General features: G+C 46.5%; 17 protein-coding genes. 12 read left to right on the top strand and 5 right to left on the bottom strand.

Annotated elements, in window-relative coordinates; all coding sequences use genetic code 11:
• Positions 1-4: 4 nt before the first annotated feature.
• The 3 genes from I2123_RS10080 to I2123_RS10070 form a co-directional block, all read right to left on the bottom strand.
• Positions 5-223, bottom strand: a complete 219-nt coding sequence (locus I2123_RS10080) for a DUF7661 family protein (RefSeq protein WP_213052350.1) — start codon at positions 221-223, stop codon at positions 5-7.
• Positions 224-379: 156 nt separating this feature from the next.
• Complete coding sequence (locus I2123_RS10075) at positions 380-1,882, bottom strand: ATP-dependent nuclease (protein WP_213052349.1); 1,503 nt, start codon at positions 1,880-1,882, stop codon at positions 380-382.
• A 47-nt stretch (positions 1,883-1,929) separates the two neighbouring features.
• On the bottom strand, positions 1,930-2,790 hold the full coding sequence (locus I2123_RS10070; RefSeq protein ID WP_213052348.1) for a helix-turn-helix domain-containing protein: 861 nt from the start codon (positions 2,788-2,790) through the stop codon (positions 1,930-1,932).
• Positions 2,791-2,904: 114 nt separating this feature from the next.
• Here I2123_RS10070 and I2123_RS10065 point away from each other — a divergent pair, with 114 nt between their 5' ends.
• The 9 genes from I2123_RS10065 to I2123_RS10025 all read left to right on the top strand — a co-directional run bounded on the left by I2123_RS10065 (position 2,905) and on the right by I2123_RS10025 (position 10,222).
• The gene (locus I2123_RS10065; protein ID WP_213052347.1) at positions 2,905-3,321 is read left to right on the top strand and encodes a hypothetical protein; all 417 of its coding nucleotides are present in this window, start codon (positions 2,905-2,907) and stop codon (positions 3,319-3,321) included.
• 31 nt (positions 3,322-3,352) lie between these two features.
• Positions 3,353-3,859: a phage regulatory CII family protein gene (locus I2123_RS10060; RefSeq protein ID WP_112168813.1), complete on the top strand. Its 507-nt coding sequence runs from the start codon at positions 3,353-3,355 to the stop codon at positions 3,857-3,859.
• A gap of 2 nt (positions 3,860-3,861) precedes the next feature.
• The gene (locus I2123_RS10055; RefSeq protein ID WP_213052346.1) at positions 3,862-4,032 is read left to right on the top strand and encodes a phage filamentation protein Fil family protein; all 171 of its coding nucleotides are present in this window, start codon (positions 3,862-3,864) and stop codon (positions 4,030-4,032) included.
• A gap of 7 nt (positions 4,033-4,039) precedes the next feature.
• The gene (locus I2123_RS10050) at positions 4,040-4,342 is read left to right on the top strand and encodes a hypothetical protein (RefSeq protein ID WP_195814404.1); all 303 of its coding nucleotides are present in this window, start codon (positions 4,040-4,042) and stop codon (positions 4,340-4,342) included.
• A 66-nt stretch (positions 4,343-4,408) separates the two neighbouring features.
• Positions 4,409-4,690 (top strand): DUF2732 family protein, encoded by a 282-nt coding sequence (locus I2123_RS10045; RefSeq protein ID WP_244879904.1) that lies wholly within the window; start codon positions 4,409-4,411, stop codon positions 4,688-4,690.
• Positions 4,690-4,914 carry a TraR/DksA family transcriptional regulator gene (locus I2123_RS10040; RefSeq protein ID WP_213052345.1) on the top strand — a complete coding sequence of 75 codons (225 nt, stop codon included), beginning with the start codon at positions 4,690-4,692 and terminating at the stop codon, positions 4,912-4,914. The genes I2123_RS10045 and I2123_RS10040 overlap by 1 nt, the downstream gene beginning before the upstream one ends.
• Before the next feature lie 79 nt (positions 4,915-4,993).
• Positions 4,994-7,255 carry a replication endonuclease gene (locus tag I2123_RS10035; protein WP_213052344.1) on the top strand — a complete coding sequence of 754 codons (2,262 nt, stop codon included), beginning with the start codon at positions 4,994-4,996 and terminating at the stop codon, positions 7,253-7,255.
• 135 nt (positions 7,256-7,390) lie between these two features.
• Complete coding sequence (locus tag I2123_RS10030; RefSeq protein WP_213052343.1) at positions 7,391-7,558, top strand: hypothetical protein; 168 nt, start codon at positions 7,391-7,393, stop codon at positions 7,556-7,558.
• A gap of 486 nt (positions 7,559-8,044) precedes the next feature.
• Complete coding sequence (locus tag I2123_RS10025) at positions 8,045-10,222, top strand: hypothetical protein (RefSeq protein ID WP_213052342.1); 2,178 nt, start codon at positions 8,045-8,047, stop codon at positions 10,220-10,222.
• Positions 10,223-10,247: 25 nt separating this feature from the next.
• Here the strand turns inward: I2123_RS10025 and I2123_RS10020 are convergent, their stop codons facing one another.
• Together I2123_RS10020 and I2123_RS10015 are read right to left on the bottom strand one after the other, a co-directional pair.
• Positions 10,248-11,276: a phage portal protein gene (locus tag I2123_RS10020; protein WP_213052341.1), complete on the bottom strand. Its 1,029-nt coding sequence runs from the start codon at positions 11,274-11,276 to the stop codon at positions 10,248-10,250.
• Positions 11,277-13,040: a terminase ATPase subunit family protein gene (locus I2123_RS10015; RefSeq protein WP_213052340.1), complete on the bottom strand. Its 1,764-nt coding sequence runs from the start codon at positions 13,038-13,040 to the stop codon at positions 11,277-11,279. It lies immediately after the preceding gene.
• 142 nt (positions 13,041-13,182) lie between these two features.
• Here I2123_RS10015 and I2123_RS10010 point away from each other — a divergent pair, with 142 nt between their 5' ends.
• Genes I2123_RS10010 through I2123_RS10000 form a run of 3 tightly spaced genes read left to right on the top strand, consistent with a single transcriptional unit; the run spans position 13,183 to position 15,865 of the window.
• Entirely contained in the window at positions 13,183-14,031 is an 849-nt protein-coding gene (locus tag I2123_RS10010; RefSeq protein ID WP_213052339.1) for a GPO family capsid scaffolding protein, read from the top strand.
• 34 nt (positions 14,032-14,065) lie between these two features.
• Complete coding sequence (locus I2123_RS10005) at positions 14,066-15,205, top strand: phage major capsid protein, P2 family (protein WP_213052338.1); 1,140 nt, start codon at positions 14,066-14,068, stop codon at positions 15,203-15,205.
• A 3-nt stretch (positions 15,206-15,208) separates the two neighbouring features.
• A complete protein-coding gene (locus tag I2123_RS10000) occupies positions 15,209-15,865 on the top strand; it encodes a phage terminase small subunit (RefSeq protein WP_131694540.1) in 657 nt (218 codons plus the stop codon).
• Positions 15,866-15,942 lie beyond the last annotated feature (77 nt).

The following is a 15,942-nucleotide window of genomic DNA, read 5'->3' as shown; positions in this document are numbered from 1 at the left end:
GTTATCATTCGACACGTATAACATCAGGATGCTTTTCGCTGGCTGATTCATGAAAAATATCCCCAAGCCAACCCGGTATTTCATCCTCTGTCAGGTCATCAGGAATGATAATGTCATACAGCCTCGAAAATTTTCTCTCCGACATATCAGCGCGAAACACCTGCCAACCTTCTGATGTTTGCTTAACGCCAAGGTATCTTCCGAAAACTTTGTAAATCAGCATCGATGCCTCTTGCATGGAAAGGATTAAATATTGGGTTTGAAGGGTGTTAGGTGAAAAAAAGACCGAATACTAATCTCGGCCTTTTTTTTCAATAAGTTAACCTACTTTCTGGCGAAATAATGGCGACAACTTCATTACCCACCCGCAGAAATAAGCCTACCTTATTTCAACCACATCGCTATTTTGGGGTAAATATTCTCGTATCTGAACATGAAAATCGTTAATAAACTCTTGATTTGCTTCGCACCATTGAGTGAGAAAGGCTTCTTTTACTCTAGCCTCTGAAACGAACCCAATTGCCTTGCCCAATTGACTAAATAGCAGATGATAATCTCTGTTAGTATTTCGAACGCTTCTTAGCTTGTTCTTTAACTCATTTTGGTATTCGTATGGCTTTAACAATCTTATGGATAACTCCCCAGAAACATCATCTATCCTCTGTAAAATATCATCATAAATAGTAGCCTCAGGCCTAGTTCCAGGCAGTCTAAAAATCAAATCCTCCAATGAATGTCTCTGTAAGGAGTCACCATCAATTATGCATAAGGAAGGTTGTCGAACACTAGGATCAAGATTATGATTCTTATGAACTCGTACTGCGGTACCATCACCTTTCATTGGGTGAATAGAAATTGCATCTAACGCGACATCTGGCATGAAACTTAATATTGCTCTAACCCATTGCTCAGCAAATTCGTCTTCGACAAAAATCACTAGCGCAGAATTTATTTGCCCACTAATTGCACGAAGTGATTTAACATCTAATTTCCCTTGATAAAGTTCTCCATTAACAGATGCCCAAATAGCTTCACTAGGCAAAGGAATTAATGCATCATTAGAGTGAGTAGTAAAGACGGCTTGTATTTTTTTTCGTTCAGCAAGCTCTATTAAATACTCAACCATTCTTATAGTTGCTATCGGATGTAAGCCATTTTCTATTTCTTCGATTATTACAAGGGTGCCATCTTCTGCGGATTCAAGCTGCAGTACCATCCGAATAATACTTGACTCACCAGCACCAAAATGGAATTCGGAAAATGAATCACCTGTATCATTTACACCTGACAGTAAGGTAACATTGCCAGAATCATCCACAATCATATGTTTAAACTCAGAAACATCTTTATCGAGGATAGCTGAAACTGAAGTTGAAACTATATTTGAAAGACCCTCGATCCTATCGGCCTGAACAACAAAATTATTTGAAACACATCTTCTTAACTCTTTACGTTCAGAGGCGGGTACGGTTCTTATTACCCCGAAAATCAAGACATTTCTATCTAATGTATTTCTTGCCCATTTTAGATTGTGATATTTTGCAGTGCGTCTTAATATATCATTGGGTTTTGCGACTCTATCTATGGCTTCATATTCTATTTTCCAGTTTTGCATGCTTGCATCATAAGCACCACTTTTAGCAAAAAATAATGCAGGTGCTACTTCCTTGTATAGGATCGCTGAAGCGCCGGCGATGGTTGATTTACCACCTCCATTGGGTCCAACTATTGCTGTAACAGGAAAATCAAAAGTAATCGTTTTATTATTTATTGAGCGAGCTTTTTCAATAATTATTTTCAATAAATACTTATCATATCTACGAGCTCTTACTCTTTCGAGTAAGTTATTTATCGTGCCTTGTCTAATTTCACTTTGAAACATACTAACACCCCATTCCGTATTGCTATGTTAAAGAAATAATCTGGCTACTAAAGATTATTTTCAAAGGTAACGACGACCTTTCCGCATACTGTTACATCATTGTAATCGCACATAAATTGAATATTATTGCTTTTTACTCTTAGTTTTTTTGCTGGAAGTAGAACCACATCGTAAATATCATGCTTTGAATTAATATCTAATAACCAACGACCATTACTAATATCTTTGATACCAAAATCAACTAACCATGAGCATATTCTGTTGGCAATTAATACGGGTTCAATAAAAATGTGAGAAAGAAAGCTTAAGTCTGAATTCCAATGTCCAGCATCCTCGAGAACACCTGAGTTTAGTTCTTTCTTTAAAATTGATTGGCTTAATGCCGATGGTGAATTTTTTGCTTCACCAGTCGCAACCCATGATAGGCATACACCAGTATCTAAAGCAGAAGCAATCACAAGGTCTGCAGGAAAAAACTCTCTACGAACCCAAGTGCTGATTGTACCGGTCGAGACTTCAAAATATTCGCTTAGCTCTTTTTGCGTTTTAAAACCGTATGCATCCATGATCCGTTTTAGTACAGGCCTTCCTCCAGTGGAGAGCATTTTGCGGATTAAATCACTTCCTTTAAGTGACGGAGCGGTAGAGGACGGGGAGAAGCCTATAATATCATTATTTTTTTTATTTGCATTTGCAAACCCACCACTAACTAACCAGTTGAGATCCGCTCCGGTATCTAATGCGCATTTGATGATGGCGTTACCGGGAACGCTTCCTCTCTGCATCCATGCACTGACGTTTCCCGCAGGTATCTCAAGGCAGGCAGCGAGTTCTTTCTGTGTTGTCACCCCATAAGAGGAAGACAAACGTTCCAGTACTTCCGATGCATTAGGTTTAGATTCAGACATTGCCCACCTTGAAAATACAAAAGTATTTTACAATTCTATGTTTGTATTCTAAAGTGATCACACACCACATGCTACACAGTAGAACTCAAACTGCTTAAAAGGAGATTTTGCTTTATGTCTGATCAGAATGCAATTCAAGCGCCCGTTGAAAAGACTATCGTTTCTAAGGAGCTGTTAAACTCTGTTGTCTCCCAGATCCTTCCAGCGTTAGAGTCAGCCCTGTCTGCAACTATCGTGAACTCAATTAGTTTGCAACTGACCACCCTCGCTAACTCCCCGACAATTTCTAAGAAAGATTTTGCTGCAATCAACGGCATCAGCTCCGCAGTCCTTGAGAAGTGGATTGCTAATGGCGTAGTCCTGCTTGCTCCAACGCCTACTACCACGATCACGCAACAGCGTAAAAACCGTAAAACAGGTCAAATGCAAACTTTTGTTATGGAACGTCATGGTAATGCGCTGATCAACCTCGAAGCGTGGCGTCAAAAGAATCGTCAGCAAGCCATCAAGTGCCGATACATAAAGCCTTGAGTCAGAATATTCAAACAAGTAGGGACTAACAATGTTTGATTATCGTGTTTCCAAACACTATCACTTTGACGATGCATGCAAGGCTTTTGTGAATCGTCATAACCTCACCGAACTTGCGGCTCAGATGGGCACTAAGCCCCAAATTCTGCGCAATAAATTTAATCCAGAGCAACCTCATAAACTCACTTGCGAAGAGCTTTTGCTAATTACTGATCTCACTGAAGACGCTGCACTGCTCGACGGTATGCTGGCACAAATTAACTGCCTACCTTCTGTACCTGTCAATGAAATCGCTACCTCTAATCTTTCGACTTATGCGCTACAAGCGACTGCAGCCGTAGGTTCAATCGCTGCAGATGCTGTAAAGGGCGGTGCTGTCAGCTCTCAAAGAAAAATGTCACTGCTGGCAGGCGTAAACGCTGGTATCAGGCATTTATCGCTGATCGGTCTGGTTGTACAAGGCCGAGTACATGCATCACCGGCTCTGGCGTCTGCAGTGGGCGCTATCGCGAACGTGACGACTAACGGACTGCTGTAATCATGCCTATTTCAATCGCACCTCTTCTGAAGCAACAGAGTCCATCCCGTCATTTTGGTCATGGCTGGCTGGAAATGCCTGATGGAAATATATGGAACCCAGTAATCAAAAAGCGTCCCATTTGCCAGGCTCAGAAGAAAAAAAACACTGTCTTAAAACGTATATTTAGTTGAGGTGATTATGTTTTTAGTTAATGAAGAACATATTCAAATTGGCAAAAAACATCTGTCAAAAATTAAACAGATGCTAGAACACAAAAAGAATGTAGCGCAGGAGACATTTGATACTCAGCCGCTGCATATGCGCAAAACGATCTGCTTTCATGCTGGTTTAAAACAGCGACATGTTGATATGAAGTATGCAGAGTTAACGCCAACAGAAAGGCATCAAGTGGTTGCAGCATTGAATTCTTTACTGGGATTAACTGAATCACTGCCTAAATTTATCAGCGAAGACGACTGCAAAATAAATATTAAACACTAACCCACAACAAAATTAACAGGCGTCAACTCGCCGGGCATTCTTTTGCCTAAAAAACAGGAAAACACTATGAACAACATCATCAATAAATCTCGTCACGGCTTTGCTGGTTTACCGGTTACCGGTTTCGATATGGCTTCAGCAGCTGAAGGTGATTACACCGCTAAACTCACAATGTTGCTGAACTCCGTGCGTAACGAAGAGCGCGCCAATCGTGCTGTAGTATTTGCTTCCCGTCTTGAGGCTATTGCAAGTTTCATCACCAAAAAGGAAATGACCGGCATCGAAGCCGCCGAAGCTTTGCGTGATGAAGCTACGCGCATTCAAAATGAAGCCGGAGATTTTCACTGATGGCCGATGTAATCGACGCCGCTCAAGAACGTGCAGAACTGATTCTCGCGTCTCAAATTCAAGCTGCCCGCGCATCTGTTGCAGGCGTTTCAGCGATGTTCTGCATTGAGTGTGATCGTCCCATTCCCGAAGAGCGTCGCGCAACTCTGCCAGGCGTTGAGCTTTGCGTGTACTGCAAAGAAATTGCTGAGATGACAGCCAAACATTATCGAGGGGACAAATGATAATTCTCTCGATAGCGTTGATCATTCTGGCCGGCATTAATGCTGGCTATCTGATCACTGATATCAAAGATGGTCTGTAATGCTGACCAGCCGTTTTAATCCTCACACTGGAACGCCCGACGTATGGGCGTTCCCCTGGAATAAACCCCTCACCCCGATCGTGCCTCAAGAAAGACCGAGACCGCTTACCCGTGATGAATACCATCAGGGGCAAGCCGTTTTAATCAGACTAAAAAGTCTATCGAATGATCTGCGTGAAATCTTCAATGGCCGTTACGCACACCTGCTTAATACCCAGGGGATTATCGCTGCCTACAAATACCTGATTTACACTCTGGGACGCAGCATCCTGCCGCGTGTTGATGCAGTTAATTCAGCTCACACAATGAATGCTGATGCCTCCATGAGATTCATGTCAGAGGCAGATACCTATCACGGGCTGCCGAGCATGACTGATAAGCCACTACGCAGGTTTGCTCAGGACATCGCGCGACAACTCAAAGACATCTATGAAGACCGTTGCGAACAGTTGCTAACTCAATACCACGGTGATAACGCGATTCTTTTTGATCGTGATACGCAGTGTGAACTTTATGGCGAAATCGCGGGTATGGCTCAGGCCTTCAATGTCAGGCCGATGCACTGGACAAGGTACCTCAAGGACAAGCTTGATACTGTCTCCGCCATAGCTGGCCTGTCTCGCTTGGTTAATCCTGAATGGTGGCTAAGTCAGCTCAAAGGTCAGCGAACCCGCTGGCGTGAATCTTTGCTGATCGCAATAGGCAAGGTAAACCGCGACGCCTCTCCCTATGCCAGTAAGCAGGCGATTCGTGAAGTGCGTGCGCGCCGCCTGTCGAATCTCGACTACCTGAAAAGCTGCGACCTTGAAAACGTCGAAACCGGCGAGCGCATTAGTCTGATCGATAAGGTAATGGCGAGCATCTCCAATCCTGAGATCCGCCGTATGGAACTAATGAGCACCATAGCCGGTACCGAGAAATATGCTGCGGCAAATGGCGATGTCGGCATGTTTTTGACTATCACTACCCCTTCCAAATATCACCCGACGCGCATTGTTGGCAAAGGCGATAATAAACGCGTTCAGCGTAATCATGCGTGGGACAAAGAAGCGTATACACCGAAAGATGCGCAGCGTTATCTATGCGGGATCTGGAGCAAAATGCGCACCGCGTTCAAAGATAGCGGTCTGTCCGTTTACGGGATGCGCGTTGTCGAACCTCATCACGACGCGACCCCGCACTGGCACATGATGTTATTCACCAAACCCGACATGCGTCAGCCGGTGATCGATATCATGCGTAAATATGCCATGAAAGAAGACGGCGACGAACGCGGCGCAGCAAAGAACCGCTTTGACTGTAAGCACCTGAACCGTGGCGGCGCGGCTGGATACATCGCTAAATACATTGCGAAAAATATCGACGGCTACGCACTGGAAGGCGAGCGTGACCACGAAACCGGCGAGTTGTTGACAGACTCCGCTGCCGCTGTTACCGCCTGGGCTGCTACCTGGCGTATCCCGCAGTTTCACCCTATCGGTCTGCCAACGATGGGTTCATACCGTGAATGTCGCCGTATCCGTTCCATCAGCCTGACTGAAACCTTTGACGAAGAAGTCGAAGCAGTACGCGCAGCTGCTGATGCCGGTGATTTTATGGCGTACATGGAGGCTCAAGGCGGCGCGAATGTTCCACGTGAAGATCAGACCGTGCGTGTAGCTCGTCGGGTTGCCGCTGAACTGAACGCCTACGACGAAGAAGTGAAAAAGGTTGTTGGCATTTTTGCCCCTCACCTCGGCGACTCTCGTGTTTATGAAACGCGTACAACCCAATGGCGCATCGTTTCTTCTGCCGTTGACGTTGAGATTTTGACGTCAAAAAGCGCCTCCGGCGCGCCTCGGAGTCCTGTCAATAACTGTGGGTTGGGAGGAAACAAAACGGCCACAAATGTGCGCGATAACCCTGCTAGGAGCGTCACCACAGCGACCACTTATGACAACTTGCGAGTTATTGACTGGACAGACACTGCCGCCGTGAAGGCGATTGTGGCGCGTATGCGCGAAGAAACACCGAGGATCAGCAAAACTCAGCGTAGTTTTGACCCGACTAAAAGGCGTGTTGCAGCTCCTTCTGCCAGATTGACCCCGCAGGAACGTGACAGATTGCCTCAGATTCAACAAGAGTTGCTCAAACACGACATCAGACCGGAGAAGTGGGAACTTGAGGCCTTAGTCAGGGGGGCAAAAATCACTTTTGGAGACGTTGAGATCCAATACCCTCCGCTGCAGGATTGGGCAGAATTTTATGGAAATGATAACTGATTAAGTATTCATCAGAACTATGGCTCGACCATTAACATGCAGTTTTTTATGGAATTTGTTATAGAATGGACATATTATACTGTACAAATAACCAGTGCATTGGAGTGAGTAATGGAATCCTCTCATGAGCTAAAAATGGCTTTGACTAAAATCCGGCTAATGGCTGACATCGCACAGTCAGCCCAGTGCAGAAATGATGAGTACGCACTGGTTATGGAAATGATCTCTGATATGGCTGATCAGGTATTGGATGAAGAGGAAGCCACGTATGCGCCCTTCACGGTTTACGACGACGAAGAATAGCCTGGAACATCGGGTGATCCCCTTTAAGAAGCTCTGCATGCATTGAGTGCATGATTTAGCATGGTGATCGCCCTGCCCTTTTCTCCCCGCCAGACCAGTGCTGGCGTGGATCACACCGGATCGCGCAATTGCATCAAAAGCGACCTATAAAGCGGGCAGGCGTGGCGGGGATAGCATTGCGCGCAGTTATGTTTCACTGAGCTTAATAGATTGGGTACAATCCATACAAAACCAACATAATAAATTTACGACCAAATCACAAAAGTATTAAAAGGGTGATTTTTTAGCAAAAAATTGAGGAATTAATTTTTGATAAATAGTATATACATTAAGCTCTGTTACTTTAAAGTGACATTATCGCGTTGCCTTTGAATATACTAATTCACTTTTCCGCATCGGCGACTTAACACAACATAATGATTAATATGCAATTTTTAAAAGCGTAATCAGTGAAATTTAAGGTTTTTTATGTTAGGGAGAGAGGGGATGGTAACAAAACCGTTGTCAAATGAATTAATTTCGCTTGTTAACTATGTTGAACTCAACAAAAGTGGATGGTGGAAAAAAGCAACATCGCAAATTATAGTTGGATTTTTATGGGAATGTGAAAGTGACATCACTGCAATAGATTTACACGCAAAGATCACTTCAGACCTAAATATATCCATTCCAATTGAAAACATCACTTCACAATTAGACTATTTATTATCGAAAGAAAAAATCTTAAAAAACAACTTGAGTTACCGACTAACTGAAAATGAAAGAAAGTCATTAAAAATAAGAAACATAGCATCATTTGATGAAAACGCTAAAGTTGAGACTCTTTTTAAAGCATTATTAATTAAAGAGAAAATAACTCAGGACACTAGTATAGTATGGGAGGATTTTAGAACTGAATTAATAAAATCCATACAAAAAATAGGCGCAAACACGTATACATTCCTTAAAAATGGTACTTTATATAATAATCACGATTGGTTAAATGGTTTCCTTAATAAATACCCATCAGAACTGCACATTAGCTTAAAGAAAGTATTGACGGAATTTTTTAACCCAAATGTTGAATACACAAAAAATTATATACTTAGATCGTTAAATGCTTATTTTTTCGTTGAAGCTACCCAACTGAAAAAAGAAACCATTAAAATCCTAGAAAATACAAAAAAACAAAGAAATGTTAAGATAATTCTTGACACTAATTTTGTCTTCTCTGTTTTAGGGCTTCATGAAAATCCTGCGGACGAGTCTGCCGCATCATTACTAAGCCTCTCTGAAAAAGTTGGCAGTGTTAAAATATCATATTACATCCTACCAACCACGCTTGAAGAAATAAAGAAAGTAGTAGCTTATCAACTTGATAACTTGAAACGCGTTCGCTATTCTCCGCATTTAGCAAGGGCAGCTATTAAATCAGGAATAAAAAGTAGCATTGCTGCAAAATATTTTACCGAGTGCTCAAAAACTAACGATATACTTTCTCCAGAAGCATACTTTTTACCATATACTGATGGATTAGTTAGACACCTTGAACACAAAGGCATAAAGATTTTAGAATGGCCAACTGTACACTATCCTAGTGATGAACGAATTATTAGTGACCAAGTAACTCTTTGGAAAAAAGAAGAAAAAAGACCTGAAAGCCAAAGAAAAAGATACGAAGCAATCGAACATGATTTGATTTTTTGGTATATTATAAAAGACCATCGTGAAGAAACAGCTGAATCCCCATTAGATGAAAATTATTGGGGCGTTACAATTGATTTCTCAATGATTCATTTTGATCAACTAAAAAGAAAAATTCGGCAGACTAATCTCCCAGTAGTTCTACATCCAACAAATCTTGTTCAGCTACTGCAGTTTTGGGTACCTAGGGATGATGCATTAGAATCAGGGATATTGGAAACAATGAGGCTTCCACTCCTATTCGGAGAGTTTGATGCTAAAGATGAAAAAGTCACCATTGAAATAATACAAGCATTAACCACCTTCAAAAACATCAATGATATTGATATTGATATTTTGAGCTCAATGCTTGCAGACAAAGCTTTAAAACAAAAAATTATTGACAGTGATAGCAGCAATGATGAAATCATAAGCTTCTTAGAATCTGAATTTGCTAAGCAAGCAACACATTACAAGACATTATTTGAATCAAAAAAATCTCAAATAGAGGAGGTAAACTCTAAGCTTGAGAATTTAGCTAGTGAGAATAATTCATTTCTTATCGATTCAGAGTCTAAAATCACTGCAAAAGATGAACAAATAGCTCTTCTTGAACAAAAGATAACTCAAATAGAAGAAAGCAACCTCCGAATACTTGAACAAAAGAGGAATAGAAAAGATAAGTTTTTATTCATCACATATTTTGCCCTCATTCCACTATCTATACTCATTTGCATATTTATTTTTGCATTCCCATGGTTAGTTAATAAATTCCATCTTGAGTTTATAGGTAAATTAATCACAGCCGGTATGATATGCTACGCCACATTACTCATACTTTCATTTTTCTCAGAGTTAACCTTAAGTAAAAAACCCAAGCTTAATGAGTGGGTTTTAATAAAAGCATTTAAAAATACAACAAGCAAAGTATTAGTCCCATTAGTGATTGCTATATTCACAATGAAAGATGAAATTTTGGAAATGATCAGCAAAATTCAATAATATCAAAGGAAGAATCATGCATTTTTTAAAAATTTTGTTGTTCTAAAGAGTAATATTTAAATTCCAACACCACTCTACCTGTATGATTTTTGACTTCCTTCATCCTCTCCTGCAGCGGCGTCAGCTCGTTCCTTACGAATACCTGCGCCGCCTTCTCTACATCCCCAAACCCTCCAGCATTATCAGGAATAATCCCCATCATCTGCGGCGGAACGCGGTGCGCGCTCAGAAGGTCATCACGGCTGGATTTTTTTATATTGAAGAAATCATCTTTGGTAGCGACTTCACTCAGCGGCAGGATCTGGATGCCGTCTTTCTTGCCGTTCGGCGCGTACATGAACAGATTGCGGAAGTTGCCCAGGCCTTTTGTGTCCCGCATTGCCTTACGCATTGAATCGATATCACTGCTGCTCTGGGCGGCGTCGGTCATATACAGGATGTAACCTGCGTGCGCGCCGTTTTGGTAATACTTGCGGCGGAACAACGTGGCGGCCTCGTTTAGCCAGGCAGAGTTAAGCGCGCTCAGATATTCAGGCAGCCCGTAAATCTCCTGGTTAATGTCCGGTTCGATAAGATGGAAGATGCTGCCTGCTGCGAACTGATGCGGCTCTTTCCATCCCTGCACAAACCAGTACGTCCCCTCTTCCACTCCGCGACGCATATACTTAGCTGGTACGGCCTCAAATCGCAAAGGTTCGCCGAGCTGGTTGCGGATCAGTTCCAGATACGCATTTCCGAAGACCAGATAGTCCAGAGCAAATTTGCTGAACTCCTGCTGGCTCAGCAACGGATGCGGGATAAATGTCGAAGCGAGGATATTGCGCTTCACGTAAATCGGGGAGCTGTGATGAACGGCGGCGCGAAGGCTGCGGGCAAGGCCGTCGAAACTGACCGGCGGCTCATACCAGCGGCCGTTGCCAGTGCATTCGATATAATCCAGAATCTCGCGGCGGTCTAAAACCGGCGTCGGATCACCGAAGCTGAATATCTCTGCGCCCTGCTGGTTTTCGGTGGTGGTGGTCTGCGTGGCTTTACGGTTTTTGCGCTTGCTCATTTAGTAGAACTCCAGAATGTTCGGGCTTTGTCCGCCATTGGCGGCGGTCAGCGGTTCGTTTAACAGGGCGTGCATGATTGCCCACGCGACGTCGGCGTGGCTGGCCTCTTCACTGCGGCTGGCTTCGTAGGTTGAACGGTTGCCGCTGGCGGTCATTGTTTTGCGGATCGCCATAAACGACGCGGTGATGTCGGTATGGCCGGTGTCATACTCAAGGCGGCCGGAGCTGATGGTGTCTTTCGCCTTAAGTACCAGCGCGGTTTTCACCTCGGGGCTGTAACGGATCTCACGCGCCGCCGGAAAGAACTGCTGAACAAGCTGGAATACGCCCTGCCCGATGCCAGTCGCATCAATGCCGATGTACTCCACGGCATAACGATTGGTGAGTTCCTCGATACTTTTGGCCTGCGCGGCAAAGTCCATGCCTTTCCACTGGTGACGCTCGAGCACGCGGAACTTGCCGCCGGAAACCACCGGCGGAGCAATCACTGCACAGCCTGCGCTGTCGCCGGTATGTGACGGGTCGTAACCAATCCACACGGGACGATAGGCAAACGGTCGTTTCAGGTAGGGGTCGAAGTCTTCCCACTCGTCCAAGCTGTCCACCATGCAGCCCTGCAACTCGGCGAACGGGAACACAGAAGCCTGATCGTCCACGAACTCACACATCAGCAGGTTTTCATATTCGGCGGGGCTGTATTCCAGTTGCAATTGATCCAGGTCGAACAGATTGCAGCCGCCTGACAATGCATCTTCCACCGTCACAATCTGCCGCCACTGACCGTCTTCGCACAGCACGCCTTTTGACAGGTGCGCGTGCGTGAGATCCAGGTCAATCCTGTCGGCTTTATTGCGACGGCCTTTGTTGAACAGTTCGCCCGACCAGAACGGATAGGCGCTGTGTGCCAGGCTGGACGGCGTGGAGAAGTAGGTGCTTCGCCATTTCTTATGCAGCGACATACCGGAGGCGACTTTACGCAGCTCCTGAAACTTAGGGATCCAGAAGTATTCGTCCAGGTACAGATTGCCGGTGTAGCTCTGCGCGGTGCGGACGTTGGTGCCAAGGAAAATCAGTCGTGCGCCGTTCGGCAGAACAATCGGGTCGCCTTTTAAATCGACATCCACCTGTCGGGCAAAGTCGATAATGTAGTTTTTAAAGACGTGTGCCTGCGCTTTACTGGCCGACAGGAAAATCTGATTGCGGCCGGTGGTCAGCGCGTCAATCAACGCTTCCCGGGCAAAGTAGAAGGTTGCGCCAATCTGGCGGGACTTGAGGATGTTGCGGATACGGTGCTGTAATCCGGCCTGATGCCATCCGCGTTGATACTCGAAGGATGTTTCAATGAAGATGTCACCGAGTTTCTCAATGGCCTCATCGCTGAAAACATTCTTTTCGGGTGCCTTGCGTTCGCCCTTGTTGCGATTCGCGACGTTCGGATTTAAATCAGCCTCGCTGCCGGTGTGGTTGTAACGGTTTACCCTTGCCAGGCGTTCAATCTGTCGTCCTAACAGGTCGATCTCTTTGTAGTCCTTCCCCTCCTTTACATCTTTCATGACGAGCTGGATCAGCCGCGCTTCCATGCTGGTTTCCACGCGAGAAATGGGCGCAATGGCCTCCCACTGATCGCGAGTTTTCCAGCTCTGCACGGTCGGCGTTTTTTGGCTCAGCATCTCCCCGATTTGCCGCACAGAAAAACCCTGCCAGTAAAGCAGTGCCGCCTGTCGGCGCGGGTCGCTGATGATGGTGGAGTTTGAAATATTCATGCCGCCACGTTACCGGCTGAACAGCCGTTTTTCGCGCTGCCCACGTTGTGCCATCGGGCAACAACCCGCATCGACTGGCGACCCGCGGTGACTGTCTGGAAACTAACTCCCGTTCTCAACACTCATTACCGGAGTCAGTCACATGGCAAAGAAAGTATCGAAATGGTTCCGTATCGGGGTCGAAGGCGACACCTGCGACGGCCGCGAAATTGATGCTAACGACATCAAGCAAATGGCGGAAACATACAGCGCGAAAGCCTACGGCGCCCGCGTCAATTTGGAGCACATCAAAGGCGTTTTACCGACCAGTGATTTCCGCCGCTATGGCGACGTGATCCAACTTAAAGCCGAACAGATTGATGATGCGGCCGAACCTCTGCTGCATGACAAGTGGGCGTTGTACGCGATGATCAGCCCGACCGCGGATTTAACGCAGATGGTCGGCGACGGACAAAAGGTTTACACCTCGATGGAGATCAAACGTAACTTCGCCAACTCCAATAAATCCTACCTGGTCGGTCTGGCCGTCACCGATGACCCCGCAAGCCTCGGCACTGAAATGCTGGAGTTCAGCCGTACGGCAAAACAGAACCCGCTCGCCGGTCGTAAATCCGATCCGGACAGCCTCTTCACCGTCGCAAGCGAAGCACTGATTGAGTTTGAAGATGCGCCGGAAACTGCCCCTTCTCTTTTCGCCCTAGTGAAACAAAAGCTTTCACGTAAACAGGCGTCAGACGATGCCCGCCTGGCCGATGTTCATGAAGCCGTCAGCGAAGTTGCTCAATACGCTCAGACTGGACTGGATAAGCATGAAACCAGCCTGACTGACCTGCTGAGCCGCGTCGATACCCTGGAAAAATCCACCGCTGCCGAACATGAAGCTCTCAGTGAATTGAAGGGCAAGCTTGCGCAGACACCGGCGCAGAACTTTAACCAGCGTCCGCACGCAACCGGCGGCACAGGCGCTGACGAGACAGTCACCGACTGCTGATCCGACACATTAATTTATTTCTCAGGAAACTCTCATGAAAAAAGAAACGCGCTTTAAATTTAATGCGTTCCTCTCCCAGCTCGCCAAGCTCAACAACGTTGATATCGGCACGCTGGATAAAAAATTTAACGTCGAGCCGTCCGTCACGCAGACGCTGATGACCCGATTGCAGGAGTCCTCAGAGTTCCTGACCCGCATCAACATCATTCCGGTGGACGAAATGATGGGAGCGAAAGTGGGCGTCGGCGTGACCGGCACGATTGCCAGTACCACCAACACTGATGCGGGTGACGAGCGCGAAACGGCTGATTTCACCAAGCTGGATCAGGAAGGCTACCACTGCACCAAAACCAATTACGACTTCCACTGGATGTACAGCAAGCTGGATTTGTGGGCGCGATATAACGATTTTCAGACCCGCCTGCGTGACGCCATTATTAAGCGTCAGGCATTGGATCGCATCCTTGTCGGCTTTAACGGTATTTCCCGCGCACCGACGTCTAACCGCGTTCAGAATCCGCTGTTGCAGGATGTCGGTGTGGGCTGGCTGCAAAAATACCGCCTGAATGCCCCGTCTAAAGTGATGGGCATGATTGTCGCCGAAGACGGTACGGTGACCAATGAGGCGGTGAAAGTCGGTGGCGAAGGTGAATACAAAAACCTCGACGCGCTGGTCTTTGATGCGGTGAATGAACTGATCGACCCGATCTATCAGGACGACACCGAACTGGTGGTTATCTGTGGCCGCAAGCTGCTCGCGGATAAGTATTTCCCGCTGATCAACAAACAACAGCCGAACACTGAGGCGATGGCCGCCGACCTGATTGTCAGCCAGAAACGCATCGGCAATCTGCCCGCCGTGCGTGTGCCCGGCTTCCCTGCTAACGCCATGCTGATCACCCGCCTGGATAACCTGTCTATTTACTGGCAGGACGGCACGCACCGCCGCCACGTTGAGGAAGTACCAAAACGTGATCGCATCGAAAACTACGAATCCATTAACGAGGATTACGTGGTGGAAGATTACGGCTGCGGCTGTCTGATCGAGAACATCGAAGTGACAGCCGAAGAAGACGACACCGCTGAAAAGGCCGAACTCAGTAAATTCACCTCGGCGATCGTTGATGCCATCAAAACTGCATCCGGGACCACCGCACCGGCAGCTCAGGAGTAAATCATGACCAGCCCTGCCCGACGTCATTTGTTGCGGCAGTCAGCGATCGAAGCCGCGCAGCAGGATACCAGCCTGCTGCGTCATGCCACCGGCTATGAACTGCTGCTGCAAAAGCTTAATGCTGACCAGAAAGCCCTGAAAAAAGCCTACTCCGCTGAGAAAAAGGCAGAACTCAAACGCAAGATGCTGCCCGAATATGCGCCGTGGGTGGCAGGCGTTCTCGCCGAAGGGAAAGGTGCTCAGGACGCTATCCTGATGACGATCATGATCTGGCGTATTGATGCCGGTGACTACGCCGGTGCGCTGGAAATCGCCCGCTACGCGCTTCATTACAAGCTGGCGATGCCGTTCGGCAAACGTCCTGCCGGTTATGCGCTGGCGGAGGAAATCGCCGACATGAGCACCCGCGCTCATGCTGCCGGTGAGCCGGTCAGTCTTGATGTACTGATGACCACGATGGAACTGACTGAAAGTCAGGATATGCCGGATCAGGTGCGCGCCAAGCTGCACAAAATCACCGGCTACCTGTATCGCGACGCGGAGAAACTGCCGCTCGCCCTGCAACACCTGAAACGCGCCTTCCAGCTGAACAGCAACTGCGGCGTTAAAAAGGATATTGAGCGGTTGGAGTCAGCCATCAAAAAGGCTGCCAGCAGCTAAACAGCACGCGCCCCGCGCCGGACGGCACGCCAGCCGCGACAGGTCTGTGACCTCGTTCAACGCTGGCGTCCACCGTC

This window comes from Rahnella inusitata (assembly GCF_018288855.1).
In the GTDB taxonomy this organism is placed as follows: domain Bacteria; phylum Pseudomonadota; class Gammaproteobacteria; order Enterobacterales; family Enterobacteriaceae; genus Rahnella; species Rahnella inusitata.
Note: the sequence above shows the minus strand (reverse complement) of the source record. Positions and strands in the feature narration are given on the sequence as shown.

What these genes read in the sequence shown, in the direction of transcription:
- I2123_RS10080 (WP_213052350.1), bottom strand. Translation starts at nt 223, where the DNA reads ATGCTGATTTACAAAGTTTTCGGAAGATACCTTGGCGTTAAGCAAACA.
- I2123_RS10075 (WP_213052349.1), bottom strand. Translation starts at nt 1,882, where the DNA reads ATGTTTCAAAGTGAAATTAGACAAGGCACGATAAATAACTTACTCGAA.
- I2123_RS10070 (WP_213052348.1), bottom strand. Translation starts at nt 2,790, where the DNA reads ATGTCTGAATCTAAACCTAATGCATCGGAAGTACTGGAACGTTTGTCT.
- I2123_RS10065 (WP_213052347.1), top strand. Translation starts at nt 2,905, where the DNA reads ATGTCTGATCAGAATGCAATTCAAGCGCCCGTTGAAAAGACTATCGTT.
- I2123_RS10060 (WP_112168813.1), top strand. Translation starts at nt 3,353, where the DNA reads ATGTTTGATTATCGTGTTTCCAAACACTATCACTTTGACGATGCATGC.
- I2123_RS10055 (WP_213052346.1), top strand. Translation starts at nt 3,862, where the DNA reads ATGCCTATTTCAATCGCACCTCTTCTGAAGCAACAGAGTCCATCCCGT.
- I2123_RS10050 (WP_195814404.1), top strand. Translation starts at nt 4,040, where the DNA reads ATGTTTTTAGTTAATGAAGAACATATTCAAATTGGCAAAAAACATCTG.
- I2123_RS10045 (WP_244879904.1), top strand. Translation starts at nt 4,409, where the DNA reads ATGAACAACATCATCAATAAATCTCGTCACGGCTTTGCTGGTTTACCG.
- I2123_RS10040 (WP_213052345.1), top strand. Translation starts at nt 4,690, where the DNA reads ATGGCCGATGTAATCGACGCCGCTCAAGAACGTGCAGAACTGATTCTC.
- I2123_RS10035 (WP_213052344.1), top strand. Translation starts at nt 4,994, where the DNA reads ATGCTGACCAGCCGTTTTAATCCTCACACTGGAACGCCCGACGTATGG.
- I2123_RS10030 (WP_213052343.1), top strand. Translation starts at nt 7,391, where the DNA reads ATGGCTTTGACTAAAATCCGGCTAATGGCTGACATCGCACAGTCAGCC.
- I2123_RS10025 (WP_213052342.1), top strand. Translation starts at nt 8,045, where the DNA reads ATGGTAACAAAACCGTTGTCAAATGAATTAATTTCGCTTGTTAACTAT.
- I2123_RS10020 (WP_213052341.1), bottom strand. Translation starts at nt 11,276, where the DNA reads ATGAGCAAGCGCAAAAACCGTAAAGCCACGCAGACCACCACCACCGAA.
- I2123_RS10015 (WP_213052340.1), bottom strand. Translation starts at nt 13,040, where the DNA reads ATGAATATTTCAAACTCCACCATCATCAGCGACCCGCGCCGACAGGCG.
- I2123_RS10010 (WP_213052339.1), top strand. Translation starts at nt 13,183, where the DNA reads ATGGCAAAGAAAGTATCGAAATGGTTCCGTATCGGGGTCGAAGGCGAC.
- I2123_RS10005 (WP_213052338.1), top strand. Translation starts at nt 14,066, where the DNA reads ATGAAAAAAGAAACGCGCTTTAAATTTAATGCGTTCCTCTCCCAGCTC.
- I2123_RS10000 (WP_131694540.1), top strand. Translation starts at nt 15,209, where the DNA reads ATGACCAGCCCTGCCCGACGTCATTTGTTGCGGCAGTCAGCGATCGAA.